12 protein-coding genes and 1 other RNA gene are annotated in these 13,318 nt (G+C 59.0%); 8 read left to right on the top strand and 5 right to left on the bottom strand.

Annotated features, from left to right (window positions below; translation table 11 throughout):
* Positions 1-306 precede the first annotated feature (306 nt).
* Positions 307-1,002, bottom strand: a complete 696-nt coding sequence (gene queC, locus ABIC80_RS19705) for a 7-cyano-7-deazaguanine synthase QueC (RefSeq protein WP_429178363.1) — start codon at positions 1,000-1,002, stop codon at positions 307-309.
* A gap of 65 nt (positions 1,003-1,067) precedes the next feature.
* Positions 1,068-2,765 (bottom strand): SgrR family transcriptional regulator, encoded by a 1,698-nt coding sequence (locus ABIC80_RS19700; RefSeq protein ID WP_429178361.1) that lies wholly within the window; start codon positions 2,763-2,765, stop codon positions 1,068-1,070.
* Between the two features lie 98 nt (positions 2,766-2,863).
* Here ABIC80_RS19700 and cof point away from each other — a divergent pair, with 98 nt between their 5' ends.
* A complete protein-coding gene (gene cof / locus ABIC80_RS19695) occupies positions 2,864-3,682 on the top strand; it encodes an HMP-PP phosphatase (RefSeq protein ID WP_094419527.1) in 819 nt (272 codons plus the stop codon).
* Between the two features lie 164 nt (positions 3,683-3,846).
* Here the strand turns inward: cof and ABIC80_RS19690 are convergent, their stop codons facing one another.
* Entirely contained in the window at positions 3,847-4,899 is a 1,053-nt protein-coding gene (locus ABIC80_RS19690) for a PLP-dependent cysteine synthase family protein (RefSeq protein ID WP_305206725.1), read from the bottom strand.
* Positions 4,900-5,014: 115 nt separating this feature from the next.
* Here ABIC80_RS19690 and ABIC80_RS19685 point away from each other — a divergent pair, with 115 nt between their 5' ends.
* From ABIC80_RS19685 to amtB, 5 genes are all read left to right on the top strand, one after another.
* On the top strand, positions 5,015-5,473 hold the full coding sequence (locus ABIC80_RS19685; RefSeq protein ID WP_023478271.1) for an Lrp/AsnC family transcriptional regulator: 459 nt from the start codon (positions 5,015-5,017) through the stop codon (positions 5,471-5,473).
* A gap of 52 nt (positions 5,474-5,525) precedes the next feature.
* A complete protein-coding gene (locus ABIC80_RS19680) occupies positions 5,526-7,289 on the top strand; it encodes a SmdA family multidrug ABC transporter permease/ATP-binding protein (protein WP_429178359.1) in 1,764 nt (587 codons plus the stop codon).
* Positions 7,282-9,060: a SmdB family multidrug efflux ABC transporter permease/ATP-binding protein gene (locus ABIC80_RS19675; protein ID WP_429178357.1), complete on the top strand. Its 1,779-nt coding sequence runs from the start codon at positions 7,282-7,284 to the stop codon at positions 9,058-9,060. Before ABIC80_RS19680 ends, ABIC80_RS19675 begins: the two co-directional genes overlap by 8 nt.
* Before the next feature lie 254 nt (positions 9,061-9,314).
* Positions 9,315-9,653, top strand: coding sequence for a P-II family nitrogen regulator (glnK, locus tag ABIC80_RS19670; RefSeq protein WP_023478250.1), 339 nt, complete (start codon positions 9,315-9,317; stop codon positions 9,651-9,653).
* A gap of 31 nt (positions 9,654-9,684) precedes the next feature.
* Entirely contained in the window at positions 9,685-10,971 is a 1,287-nt protein-coding gene (gene amtB / locus ABIC80_RS19665) for an ammonium transporter AmtB (protein WP_023478272.1), read from the top strand.
* A 74-nt stretch (positions 10,972-11,045) separates the two neighbouring features.
* Here amtB and tesB read toward each other — a convergent pair whose 3' ends face one another.
* Positions 11,046-11,906 carry an acyl-CoA thioesterase II gene (gene tesB, locus ABIC80_RS19660; RefSeq protein ID WP_023478293.1) on the bottom strand — a complete coding sequence of 287 codons (861 nt, stop codon included), beginning with the start codon at positions 11,904-11,906 and terminating at the stop codon, positions 11,046-11,048.
* Between the two features lie 215 nt (positions 11,907-12,121).
* Between tesB and ABIC80_RS19655 the strand changes: the two genes are divergently transcribed.
* A complete protein-coding gene (locus ABIC80_RS19655; protein ID WP_429178355.1) occupies positions 12,122-12,691 on the top strand; it encodes a YbaY family lipoprotein in 570 nt (189 codons plus the stop codon).
* 37 nt (positions 12,692-12,728) lie between these two features.
* On the opposite strand, the gene ABIC80_RS19650 is transcribed toward ABIC80_RS19655, so the two are convergent.
* On the bottom strand, positions 12,729-13,043 hold the full coding sequence (locus ABIC80_RS19650) for an MGMT family protein (RefSeq protein WP_023478280.1): 315 nt from the start codon (positions 13,041-13,043) through the stop codon (positions 12,729-12,731).
* Positions 13,044-13,213: 170 nt separating this feature from the next.
* Here ABIC80_RS19650 and ffs point away from each other — a divergent pair.
* An RNA gene (ffs, locus tag ABIC80_RS19645) (signal recognition particle sRNA small type) lies at positions 13,214-13,310 on the top strand.
* Positions 13,311-13,318 lie beyond the last annotated feature (8 nt).

Below are 13,318 nucleotides of genomic sequence, written 5' to 3'. Positions count from 1 at the left end.
CCGGCAATTTTGTCCCTGTCTCGGTTCGCCTCTGTCCGCCATCCATGGCGTCCAGACCTTGTCATTCCCGCTTCGGTTCGCCGATTTCAGCGGGGACACAACCCCATCGCTGTAATATTGCAGATAAAAGCAAAGACGGTGTCGCTGATAGATTGCCGGATGGCGCTGGCGCTTATCCGGCCTACTCGGTTTCAGCGGCTTCGTTACCGTAGGCCGGATAAGGCGAAGCCGCCATCCGGCAATTGTGCCGCGGTGATAATGCCGGATGGCGCGACCGCTTATCCGGCCTACGGGGTCTGTGCGGGGTTATTTCAATCCGGTTTTTGCTTTCATTGCGCTTATTACTGAGGCTTTATCGGCAAGGTACTGCTGCAACCCGTTGGCGCGTAAATGACACGCCGCGCAGTGGCCGCAACCATCCCCTTTAATGCCGTTGTAGCAGGTCAGGGTTTCGCTGCGCACCATATCGAGCGCGCCCCAGTAATCTGCCAGCGCCCAGGTCTGGGCTTTATCGATCCACATTAGCGGCGTTTCAAAACGGATATCCTTCGCCAGACCGAGGCTGACCGCGTGGCTAAGCGCCTTCACAAACTCGTCGCGGCAGTCCGGGTAGCCTGAGAAATCGGTCTCACACACGCCGGTGATCACCGCTTCTGCCTGCACCTGGTAAGCGTATACCGCCGCCAGCGTCAGAAAGAGAATATTGCGCCCGGGAACAAAGGTATTCGGGATGCCGTCCGCGCTCTCTTCATAATCCGGCACCGGAATGCTGTCGCGCGTCAGGCTGCTCACGGCCAGTTCGTTAAGCAGCGTCACATCCAGCACTTTATGCGCCCGAGCGCCCAGCTTTTGCGCCAGTTCGCGCGCGACGTCGATCTCAGCGCGATGGCGCTGCCCATAATCAAACGTCACGCAATGGACTTCATCATACTGCTGTAACGCCTGCACCAGGCAGGTCGTGGAGTCTTGTCCGCCACTGAAGACGACAACGGCACGTTTCATAGTTATTCCTGACATTTACACAAAAAAGGTATGGTAGCGCGTGAGCCTGGCAGCGACCAGCTTCTTCACGGCGACGGGGCCGGAAGCCAGGCCTCGGTAAACTCAAACCAGCCGCGGCGATTGACCTCGATCCCCTCAACGCCCGGCGGCGCGCTAATGCGGTAGTGGTAATTAAAGAGCGGCGTCAGCAGCGCCTCGTCCATCAACCTGTCAAAGAGCGCTTTTAACGCCGCAATACGCGCCTGCTCGTCGGCCTGGCACTGCACCGCATCCAGCGTTGCCTGCAGATGCGCGAACTGCGCACTGCCGAGGAGGTTCGGCCACAGCGGATCGCAGCGCAGCCATTGCTCAAGGGTGTACTCCGGCGCTTCGCCAATCAGCCTGTCGCCCATCACCAGATCTGCCGCCGCCAGTTCGCGACACCCTTCCCAGCGTTTACCGTTGTGAAAAATTACCGTCAGCTCGCAGCCGAGCACGGCAAGAGAGGCTTTAAGCTGCTGCGCCATGGTGTGCAACTCCACCGGCAGGTGGTAGATAAGCGTCAGTTTCGCCGGTAAGGCGACCTTTTCTTCAGGCCAGCCGGGAATATGCCAGCCGGGCAGTAACTCCCGGCTTGGGGTAATCAGCCCCTCATCCAGCGGCAGCGTCTGCAAAAGCGAGGTGTGATGAATAATCTGCACCAGACGGCGCGCCTGCGCCGGGCTTAGCCGCGCGCCGGGGCGCAGGGCGAGATAGCAAAAACCGAGGCTGATGCTGTTACTGACCGGTTGCAGGTGGCGCAACTCCTCCGGCTCGCCGATGGCAATCTGCACCGGATGGCGGCAGCTGGTGCCTAAATCCTCATCAAAAAGCTGCGGCGCAATCCAGTACTCCACCGCTTTCAGCAGCGGGTGGCCTAAATGGTAGTGGTCGTGGCTCTCAAGGCGCACCAGTTCATCGCTGAAGGCGACAAGGCGAAATGGCCCGGTGCCAATCTGCGGATGAGCGGGGTGTGCCAGGCGGCTACCGTAGCTCGCCAGCCGGTGCGCCAGCCAGTAATCGGGGCGATGAAGCTGAAAGGTAATGCACCACGGATGGGTAAGCGTAATGCGCTCGACGCTGGCGAAAAGCGTCCGTAGCGCCGGCAACCCAAGCAGGGCGACAAGCTGCTGATGCAACTGCGCGGCAGTGACCGTATCGCCATTGTGCCAGTGCAGGGTAGCGTGAAGGTGAAAACGCCAGCACAGGCCATCCTCGCTGCTCTCCCAGTGGTGCGCCAGGTCGCTCTGCGGCAACGCGCTGCGGCTGATAAAACGCGTCAGCCCGCTAAAGATCTGCCCGGCAAGGTGCTGCTCCGCACGTCCTGCGAGAAAGCCCGGTGCCAGCGGCTCCAGCGGGCGGTAGTAAGGAATGCGCAGCGTCGGCGTCTCGTTCTGCCAAAGTCCGCCGAGATAGGGGTTGAGCAGCGTGCGCAGATCCGCAGGATCAAGTTCAGCGAGCGCCAGCGCATTGTGCTGCTGCCCGGCCGTCAGTGCCTGCTCCAGCATCTCGCGCCGCAGCCGCTCCGGCGTCACGCAGAAGTGCAGCGCGCCGCGTTTACCGCGCCCGGACTGCGCCTGCCACGTTAACCAACCGGCGGCCTGCATCTGGCGCAGCAGGGTGCGCATATGGCGTTCGCTGCAGTAGCAGCGCTGAGCCAGCTCGCTAATGCTCACCGCCTGATCCTCACCGGCAGAGGGTGACCAGAGGCGCTGAAACTGGTTAAGGCGGTTAAGTAATCTCATAACCCGGAACAATAATTCCTATCTATTCACTATTACTTCCGTATATCTCACGCAATACTGAAACACAACCTAACGGCATCAGAACTGGAGAGTAGATCATGGCGCGTCTGGCCGCTTTTGATATGGACGGCACCCTGCTTATGCCCGACCATCGTTTGGGCGATCAAACGCTGGCGGCGCTGCGACGTTTACATGAACGGGAGATTACGCTGGCCTTCGCCACCGGTCGGCACGCGCTGGAGATGCAGCGCGTTGTGCAGCATATCGGGCTGGATGCTTTTCTCATCACCGGCAACGGCACGCGCATCCACTCCATAGAGGGCGAGCTACTCCATCGCCAGGATCTCTCCCCGCAGGTGGTCGAGCGCGTGCTGCATGGCCGCTGGGAGACCGGTGCGTCGCTGCATGTGTTTAATGATTCCGGCTGGCTCACGGACAAGCCGATGCCGGAGGCGCTGCAGGCGCATCTCTTCAGCGACTTTAGCTATCAGATCACCGATCTTAAACGCCTGCCCGCCTGTGACGTTGCCAAGATCAGTTTCGTCGGCGATCACGACGATCTCTGCCGCTTGCAACAGCAGCTTGATGAGCAGATTGGCGCGCAGGCGCATATCTGCTTTGCGGCGATGGACTGTCTTGAGGTTCTGCCGGTCGGCTGCAACAAAGGCGCCGCGCTGGAAGTACTCAGCGCCTCGTTAGGATTGACGCTGCAAGAGTGTATGGCGTTTGGCGATGCGATGAATGACAGAGAGATGTTAGAGAGCGTCGGCTACGGCATGATCATGGGCAACGCCATGCCACAGCTGCGCGCGGCGCTGCCGCATTTACCGGTTATCGGGCACTGCCGTAATCAGGCAGTGTCTCACTTTTTGACACACTGGCTGGACACTCCACATCTTCCTTATTCCCCCGAATGAAAAGATATTGCCAGCAAGCCGGGTTTTATTAATAAAACCCGGTTTTTTTTATATGCACATCATTCTTCACGCTGCCTCTTTGTTGGCTGCATCTGCTCACCCCAGTCACTTACTTATGTAAGCTCCCGGGGATTCTCAGATTTGCCGCCTCGACGCATCATGAATTATTTCGTGCAGGTTAAAAGTGAGATTTGCGCGCTCCATGGTTCGATATCGCCGAGGTTCGCCGCCACCCATTGCGGGTTGTAGTAGGTTTCAAGATAGCGCTCGCCGCTGTCGCACAGCAGGGTAACGATTGAGCCATGGCGCCCTTCGTTGCGCATCTGCGCCGCAAGCTGTAACGCGCCCCACATATTGGTACCGGTAGAGGCGCCGACTTTACGGCCAAGCTGTGTCTCCAGCCACTGCGCGGTCGCCACGCTGGCGGCATCCGGCACGCGCAACATCTCGTCGACCACATCGGCAATAAATGACGGCTCGACGCGCGGGCGGCCAATACCTTCGATTTTGCTGCCGATCGGGCTGCGCAGCGTGCTGTCGCGCTGCTGCCAGTAGTCAAAGAAGACGGAGTTCTCCGGGTCAACCACCACCAGGCGCGTGTCATAACCCTGGCAGCGAATATAGCGGCCAATGGTTGCCGAGGTGCCGCCCGTTCCGGCGCTCATCACAATCGCTTCCGGCACCGGATGCGGCTCGTTCTTCATCTGGCGGAAAATGCTGTCGGCAATGTTGTTATTGCCGCGCCAGTCCGTCGCGCGCTCGGCGAAGGTGAACTGATCCATATAGTGACCGTTCAGCTCTTTCGCCAGCCGCTCTGATTCGGCGTAGATCTCGCAGGCGCTGTCGACAAAGTGGCAGCGGCCGCCGTAAAACTCGATCTGCTCCACTTTGCGTTTCGCCGTGCAGTAAGGCATTACCGCGATAAAGGGCAGCCCGAGCAGGCGTGCAAACCACGCCTCTGAGATGGCGGTCGAGCCGGAGGAGGCCTCAATAATCGTGGTGCCTTCCTTAATCCAGCCATTGCACAAGCCGTAGAGAAACAGCGAGCGCGCAAGGCGGTGCTTCAGGCTGCCGGTGGGGTGCGTGCTTTCATCTTTTAAATAGAGGTTGATACCCGGAAAACCCGTCAGCGTCAGGCGGATAAGGTGGGTATCCGCAGAGCGCTGCGCGTCGGCATTGATTTCATTAATCGCGTATTTGACCCAGCTGTTGTTCATGATGCTGTTCCGTTTGTCATTTTGTGCCCAGTCTAGCGAAAGGCGAAGAAAAAAAGGTTGCCATTTCGCCTTTGCGATAGACTATTTAGAGAAAAATTTTCTAACGGAGCAGGGGATGTTAGATAAAATTGACCGTAAGCTGCTCGCACTGTTGCAGCAGGATTGTTCGCTCTCTTTGCAGGCGCTGGCTGATGCCGTTAATCTGACCACCACTCCGTGCTGGAAACGGCTGAAAAAACTGGAAGATGACGGTATCTTACTGCGCCGCGTGGCGGTGCTGGATGCGGAAAAGCTCGGGCTGGGGCTGACGGCATTTGTGCTGATCAAAACCCAGCACCACAGCAGCGACTGGTATAACCGCTTCGTCAGCGAAGTGACACAGCTCCCGGAAGTGCTAGGCTTTTGGCGTATGGCTGGCGAGTACGATTACCTGCTGCGCGTCCAGGTGGCGGATATGAAACGCTACGATGACTTCTATAAGAAGCTGGTCAACAGCGTGCCGGGGCTCTCGGATGTCACCTCCAGCTTCGCCATGGAACAGATAAAATACACCACGGCTTTGCCCATTGAATAACCCTTCCGGCGGTTAACCGACCGTCGGCAATTCACGTTCAGGATGTAACCGCGTGCGATTATTTGCTCAGTTAGGCTGGTATTTTCGTCGGGAGTGGCAGCGCTACCTCGGCGCCGTCGCCTTACTTATCATTATTGCTATCTTGCAGCTGGTCCCGCCAAAAGTGGTGGGGATTGTGGTGGATGGCGTCACTCAGAAGCAGTTTACCCATCAGCAGGTGTGGATGTGGGTAGCGGCGCTGGTGGCGATTGCTGTCGTTACCTATCTGCTGCGCTATGTCTGGCGCGTCTGGCTCTTCGGAGCCTCCTATCAGCTCGCCGTCGAACTGCGCGAGGATTTCTACCGCCAGCTCAGCCGCCAGCACCCGGAATTTTACCTGCGCCACCGCACCGGCGATTTAATGGCGCGCGCCACCAATGACGTGGATCGCGTGGTGTTTGCCGCCGGGGAAGGGGTGTTAACGCTGGTCGACTCGCTGGTGATGGGCTGCGTGGTACTGATTGTGATGGCAACCCAGATCAGCTGGCAGCTAACCCTGCTGTCGTTATTGCCGATGCCGATTATGGCGCTGGTGATCAAGCGCTACGGCGATCAGCTGCACAACCGCTTCAAAGCGGCGCAGGCGGCCTTCTCCGCGTTAAACGATCGCACCCAGGAGAGTATGACCAGCATCCGCATGATCAAAGCCTTTGGCCTGGAAGATCGCCAGTCGGCGCTCTTTGGCAGCGAAGCGGCGGATACGGGCGCGAAAAACATGCGCGTGGCGCGCGTCGATGCGCGCTTCGACCCGACCATCTATATCGCCATCGGTATGGCAAACATGCTGGCGATTGGCGGCGGCAGCTGGATGGTGGTGCATGGTTCGCTGACTCTCGGCGAGCTGACCAGTTTTGCCATGTACCTTGGACTGATGATCTGGCCGATGCTGGCGCTGGCGTGGATGTTTAACATCGTCGAGCGCGGCAGCGCGGCCTATAGCCGCATCCGCGATATGCTGGCAGAAGCGCCGGTGGTGAATGACGGCACGGAAACCGTGCCCGCTGAGCGCGGCACCTTAACGCTCTCGATCAAAGCGTTTCACTATCCGCAAACCGACAGTGCGGCGCTGACAAATGTAAGCGCGACCCTGGAGCCGGGCCAGATGCTTGGCATCTGCGGCCCGACCGGCGCGGGGAAAAGTACGCTGCTGGCGTTGATTCAGCGCCATTTTGATGTCGACGCGGGCGATATTCGCTTCCACGATATGCCGCTCACGCAGCTGAAGCTGGACAGCTGGCGCAGCCGTCTTGCTGTCGTCAACCAGACACCGTTTCTCTTCTCCGACACCATCGGCCATAACATTGCCCTTGGCAGGCCCGGTGCGACGCAGGAGGAGATTGAACATGTGGCGAAGCTTGCCAGCGTCCATGACGACATTCTGCGGCTGCCGCAGGGTTACGATACCGAAGTGGGCGAGCGCGGCGTAATGCTCTCCGGCGGGCAGAAACAGCGTATCTCCATCGCCCGTGCGCTGCTGCTGAACGCTGAAATCCTTATTCTTGATGACGCCCTCTCCGCGGTGGATGGGCGCACCGAACACCAGATTTTGCACAATCTGCGCCAGTGGGGCGAAGGGCGCACCGTAATTATCAGCGCGCATCGCCTGTCAGCGCTGACGGAAGCCAGTGAGATTATCGTTATGCAACATGGCCATATCGCCCAGCGCGGCCAACATGAGCAGCTCGCGCGCCAGCCAGGCTGGTATCGCGATATGTACCGGTATCAGCAGCTGGAAGCGGCGCTGGACGACCAGCCGCAGGAGGCCGAGGATGCGTAACTTCTCTCGCCAGTGGCCAACGCTGAAACGTCTGCTGGTCTACGGAAAACCGTGGCGCAAGCCGCTCAGTAAAGCAGTGCTGATGCTGTGGGTCGCGGCAATTGCCGAAGTCTCCGGCCCGGCGCTGATCAGCTACTTTATCGATAATATGGTGGCGAAGAGCTACCTGCCGCTCGCGCTGATCGCCGGGCTGGCGGCCGCCTATGTCGGCCTGCAACTGCTGGCTGCGGGGCTGCACTACGCCCAGGCGCTGCTCTTTAACCAGGCGGCGGTCGGCGTGGTGCAGCAGTTGCGCACCGATGTGATGGATGCCGCGCTGCGCCAGCCGCTCAGCGCCTTCGACACTCAGCCAGTAGGGCAGATTATCTCGCGCGTGACCAATGACACCGAAGTGATCCGCGATCTCTACGTAACGGTGGTCGCCACTGTGTTGCGCAGCGCGGCGCTGATTGGTGCGATGCTGGTGGCGATGTTTAGCCTCGACTGGCGTATGGCGCTGGTGGCGATGGGCATCTTCCCGGCAGTAATTATCGTAATGCTGATCTATCATCGTTTCAGCACGCCGATTGTGCGGCGCATGCGCGCCTACCTTGCCGACATCAACGATGGCTTTAACGAAATCATCAACGGCATGAGCGTGATCCAGCAGTTCCGCCAGCAGGCGCGCTTCGGCGAGCGCATGAGCGAAGCGAGCCGCTCGCACTACCTCGCGCGGATGCAAACCCTGCGCCTCGATGGCTTCCTGCTGCGTCCGCTGCTGAGCCTCTTTTCCGCGCTGGTGCTCTGCGGCCTGCTGATGCTGTTTGGTTTCTCGACCGTTGGCACGGTGGAGGTTGGGGTGCTGTACGCTTTTATCAGCTACCTTGGCCGCCTTAACGAGCCGCTGATTGAGCTGACGACACAGCAGTCGATGCTGCAACAGGCGGTGGTCGCTGGTGAGCGCGTCTTCGAACTGATGGACCGACCGCGCCAGAACTACGGCGATGACGAGACGCCGCTACACAGCGGGGCGATCGACATTGAAAACCTCTCCTTCGCCTACCGCGAAGATCAACTGGTGTTGCAGGATATCTCCCTGCACGTTGAGCCGCGCAGCTTTGTCGCGCTGGTCGGCCATACCGGCAGCGGTAAAAGTACCCTCGCCAGCCTGCTGATGGGCTACTACCCATTGACTCAAGGCGAGATCCGCCTCGACGATCGCCCGCTTGCCACGCTAGGCCACAGCGCGCTGCGCAAAGGCGTCGCGATGGTGCAGCAGGATCCGGTGGTGCTGGCCGACAGCTTCTTCGCCAACGTCACCCTTGGGCGGGATATCAGCGAAGAGCGCGTCTGGAAAGCGCTTGAGATCGTCCAGCTCGCCGACCTGGCACGCACCCTGAGTGAAGGGATCTACACCCGCCTTGGCGAGCAGGGGAATAATCTCTCCGTCGGGCAGAAACAGCTGCTGGCGCTGGCGCGCGTGCTGGTTGATGCCCCGCAGATCCTGATCCTGGATGAAGCGACGGCGAATATCGACTCCGGCACCGAGCAGGCGATCCAGCAGGCGCTGGCAGCGATCCGCGAGAAGACCACGCTGGTGGTGATTGCCCACCGCTTATCGACCATTGTCGAGGCAGAAACCATCCTGGTGCTGCACCGCGGGCAAGCGGTTGAGCGCGGTACCCATCAGCAGCTGCTGGCGGCGAAAGGGCGCTACTACCAGATGTACCAGCTGCAGTTAGCGGGTGAAGAGCTAGCAGCCAGCACGCGGGAAGAGTCGCTCAGCGCCTGATGCACCAAAATTAAGCACCCCGCGCGCACCTGCGCCTGGTGGTGCAAAAATGTAACGCACCATGCACTGTCATGGTGCGTTTTTCTTTTTTCCGCCGCTTGTGCTTCACCAGGGCGCTCGCGCCGCCCATCACCGCTTCTGGCTTTGTCTCTTTATTGCACGAAAACGCGCGCCTTCACATTTCTGGCACACCCCTTGCAATACCTTCCTCATGTTGGCTGCGTCCATTTGCGAATGTCGAGTGAGGGGAATCTATGAAGCTGGTAACCGTGGTGATTAAGCCATTCAAACTTGAAGATGTGCGTGAAGCGCTCTCTTCGATTGGTATTCAGGGGCTGACCGTGACGGAAGTAAAAGGGTTTGGCCGTCAGAAGGGGCATGCCGAGCTTTACCGCGGTGCGGAATACAGCGTCAACTTCCTGCCAAAAGTAAAAATCGACGTGGCGATCGCCGACGATCAGCTTGATGAGGTGATCGATATCATCAGCAAAGCGGCCTACACCGGAAAAATTGGCGACGGCAAAATTTTCGTTGCCGAACTCGAACGCGTGATCCGTATTCGTACCGGTGAAGCCGACGAAGCGGCGCTGTAATAGCTGACACACAGTGATAGGGATCGGAAAAATGAGAATGAAAACAGTAAAAGCTACCCTTGCCTCGCTGGCTTTGCTGCCGGGCCTGGCGCTTGCCGCGCCGGCCGTTGCGGATAAAGCCGATAACGGTTTTATGATGATTTGCACCGCGCTGGTGCTGTTTATGTCCATTCCGGGCATCGCGCTCTTTTACGGCGGCCTGATCCGTGGCAAAAACGTGCTCTCAATGCTGACCCAGGTGGCGGTTACCTTCGCGCTGGTCTGCATTCTCTGGGTGGTCTACGGCTACTCGCTCGCCTTCAGTGAAGGCAATAGCTTCTTCGGCAGCTTCAACTGGGTGATGCTGAAAAATATCGCCCTCACCGACGTGATGGGCAGCATCTATCAATACATCCATGTTGCCTTCCAGGGCTCCTTCGCCTGCATCACCGTGGGGCTTATCGTCGGCGCGCTCGCCGAGCGTATTCGCTTCTCTGCGGTGCTGATCTTTGTGGTGGTGTGGATGACGCTCTCCTATGTGCCGATTGCGCACATGGTATGGGGTGGCGGTCTGCTGGCAACCCACGGCGCGCTCGACTTTGCGGGCGGTACGGTGGTGCACATTAACGCCGCGATTGCAGGCCTGGTGGGCGCGTATCTGATTGGCAAACGTGTCGGCTTCGGCAAAGAGGCGTTTAAACCGCACAACCTGCCGATGGTCTTTATTGGTACTGCGATCCTCTACGTTGGCTGGTTCGGCTTCAACGCCGGTTCGGCGAGCAGCGCCAACGAAATCGCCGCGCTGGCCTTTGTGAACACCGTGGTCGCCACTGCTGCCGCGATCCTCTCCTGGGTCTTTGGCGAGTGGGCAATGCGCGGCAAGCCTTCGCTGCTCGGTGCCTGCTCCGGTGCGATTGCTGGCCTGGTTGGTATCACCCCGGCGTGTGGTTATGTCGGTGTCGGCGGCGCGCTGATTGTTGGTCTGGTGTGCGGTCTGGCCGGTCTGTGGGGCGTGACGGCACTGAAACGTATGCTGCGCGTCGATGACCCGTGTGATGTCTTCGGCGTTCACGGCGTGTGCGGCATTATCGGCTGTATCCTGACGGGCATCTTCGCCTCCACCTCCCTCGGCGGCGTGGGCTTCGCCTCCGGCGTCACCATGGGCCACCAGGTGCTGGTGCAGCTGGAGAGCGTGGGCATCACCATTGTCTGGTCTGCGGTAGTCGCCTTTATCGGCTACAAACTGGCGGATATGACGGTTGGCCTGCGTGTACCGGAAGAGCAAGAGCGTGAAGGGCTGGACGTCAACAGCCACGGTGAAAACGCCTACAACGCCTGATAAGTTGAGTATCTCCTGAGCATAAAAAAGCCTCCGCATGCGGAGGCTTTTCTTTTGGCGATAACACAACCGGCTTAGTTGCGGTTACGCATCACTCCTTCCTGCACGCTGGAGGCCACAAGCACACCATCCTGGGTATAAAATTCGCCTCGTACAAAACCACGGGCGCTGGAGGCGGAGGTGCTCTCCACGCTGTAGAGCAGCCAGTCATTCATATTGAACGGGCGGTGGAACCACATTGAGTGGTCGATAGTCGCCACCTGCATACCGCGCTCAAGGAAGCCAACGCCGTGCGGCTGCAATGCCACCGGCAGGAAGTTAAAGTCCGAGGCGTAGCCAAGCAGATATTGATGGATGCGGAAGTCTTCATCCAGCACGCCGTTAGCGCGGATCCACACCTGGCGCACCGGATCGGCCACATGGCCCTTCAGTGGGTTATGGAACTCGACCGGGCGGATCTCCAGCGGCTTGTCGCTGAGGAACTTCTCCTTCACGCCGGGCGGCAGCAGGTGCGAGAGATCGCGGGCGATCTCTGTTTCTGATTTGAGCGAGTCCGGCGCGGGCGCGGCGGGCATCGTTTTTTGATGCTCATAACCCGGCTCCGGAGCCTGGAAGGAGGCGGTCATATAGAAAATGGGCTTGCCGTTCTGCACCGCCGCCACGCGGCGGGCGCTAAAGCTGTTGCCGTCGCGCAGCACTTCCACGTCATAAACAATCGGTTTCTGGCTATCACCGGGGCGCAAAAAGTAGCTGTGGAAGGAGTGCACCAGGCGGTCTGCCGGAACGGTCTCTTTCGCCGCATAGAGCGCCTGCCCAACCACCTGGCCGCCAAAGACCTGGCGCAGACCTAAATCTTCGCTCTGTCCACGGAACAGCCCCTCTTCAATTTTTTCCAGATTCAATAATGCCAGCAGATTAGATAGCGCCTGACTCATACAATTCCTCAAATAAATAGCGGCTGACGTAGCATATATTGCCTGAGTATAACCTGGAAAATGGAGTGGTCCGATGGGTGCAATAATCTGAATGAATAGGTGTTTACAGGAATATATCGGGTATATGTGCCACACTTGTTCAGGTTACGAAGGTTTAGCCACACACATCTGGCAGGCGCTGCGCCTGCAGGTGCATTGAAGATAAGGAGAGATCAATGAAACTCGTGCCCATGTTAAGTGGTTTAGCAGTCGCAGTCGCGTTATCGGCGTGCGCCCAAAAAGGCGGCGATATTCCAACGCCGGCACCTAATCCCAATGCGCCGTCCCCCACGAATAAAGCGGCGATTGCTCAGCCAAGCGTGACCGGTACGGTCTGGATCCGTCAGAAAGTGGCGCTGCCGCCGGATGCGGTGTTAACCGTTACCGTTTCTGATGCCACCCAGGCCAACGCGCCGTCGAAAGTGCTGGCGCAGAAAGCGGTACGCACCGATGGCAAACAGCCGCCGTACAGCTATGTCCTGCCGTTTAACCCGGCCGACATCCAGCCGAACGCGCGTATCCTGCTGAGTGCAGCGATCACCGTCGACAACAAGATGGTGTTTATCACCGACTCGGTTAAGCCGGTTATCAACCAGGGCGGCACCAAAGTCGACCTGACGCTGGTTCCGGTACAGCAGACTGCGGTTCCGCTACAGCAGAGCGGTGGTACGCCGAACACCGTACCGTCGACCTCACCAACCCAGGTTACCCCGTCTAACGCCACTCCGGCGCCGACCCAGTACTAATCTGCGTGTCTGTTGCTCCTCTCCTGCGGGGGAGGAGCTACTCATAGCGCCAGCGATACTTGTTCAAATCAATCTCGCCACTTCCCGACACCACTACGCCCTCAGCCAGCAGTGCCTGACGTTGCCTTTGCAGATCCGGCCCGCTCAGCGAAATAACGCCATAACGATTGACCACCCGATGCCACGGCAGCGTGCTGCCCTCCGGTAAGCGCTTTAACACGCCGCCGACCTGGCGTGCCGCGCGCGGAGAGCCAGCTAGTTTCGCCACCTCGCCATAGGTAGTGACATAACCCTCCGGAATGGCGGCGACGATTTGCCAAACCCGGCGGGGAAAAGAGTCTTGCGTATCCATCACATGCTCCTGAGCAGAGAAGGGGGCAGCATAAACAGCGATTTACCCGCTGTGAAGGGGCGATTGCGCAAGAAACCAGCATCCGTCAGCCTATGGGTTGCAATTGCCCTGCCGGATGGGGATAATGCGCCAGCGCGTTGGTTATCAACCTTCGCTCTCAATGGGGGCCCTGTTGGTTCTCCCGCAATGCTACTTTGTTCACCAGGTCAGGTCCGGAAGGAAGCAGCCAGGGCAAAGGACGTGTGTGCCGGGATGTAGCTGGCAGGGCCCCCACC

The sequence above is a fragment of the Kosakonia sp. 1610 genome, from assembly GCF_050435845.1.
GTDB classification, from domain to species: Bacteria; Pseudomonadota; Gammaproteobacteria; order Enterobacterales; family Enterobacteriaceae; genus Kosakonia; species Kosakonia cowanii.
This window is presented reverse-complemented; position numbering and strand designations above follow the sequence as displayed.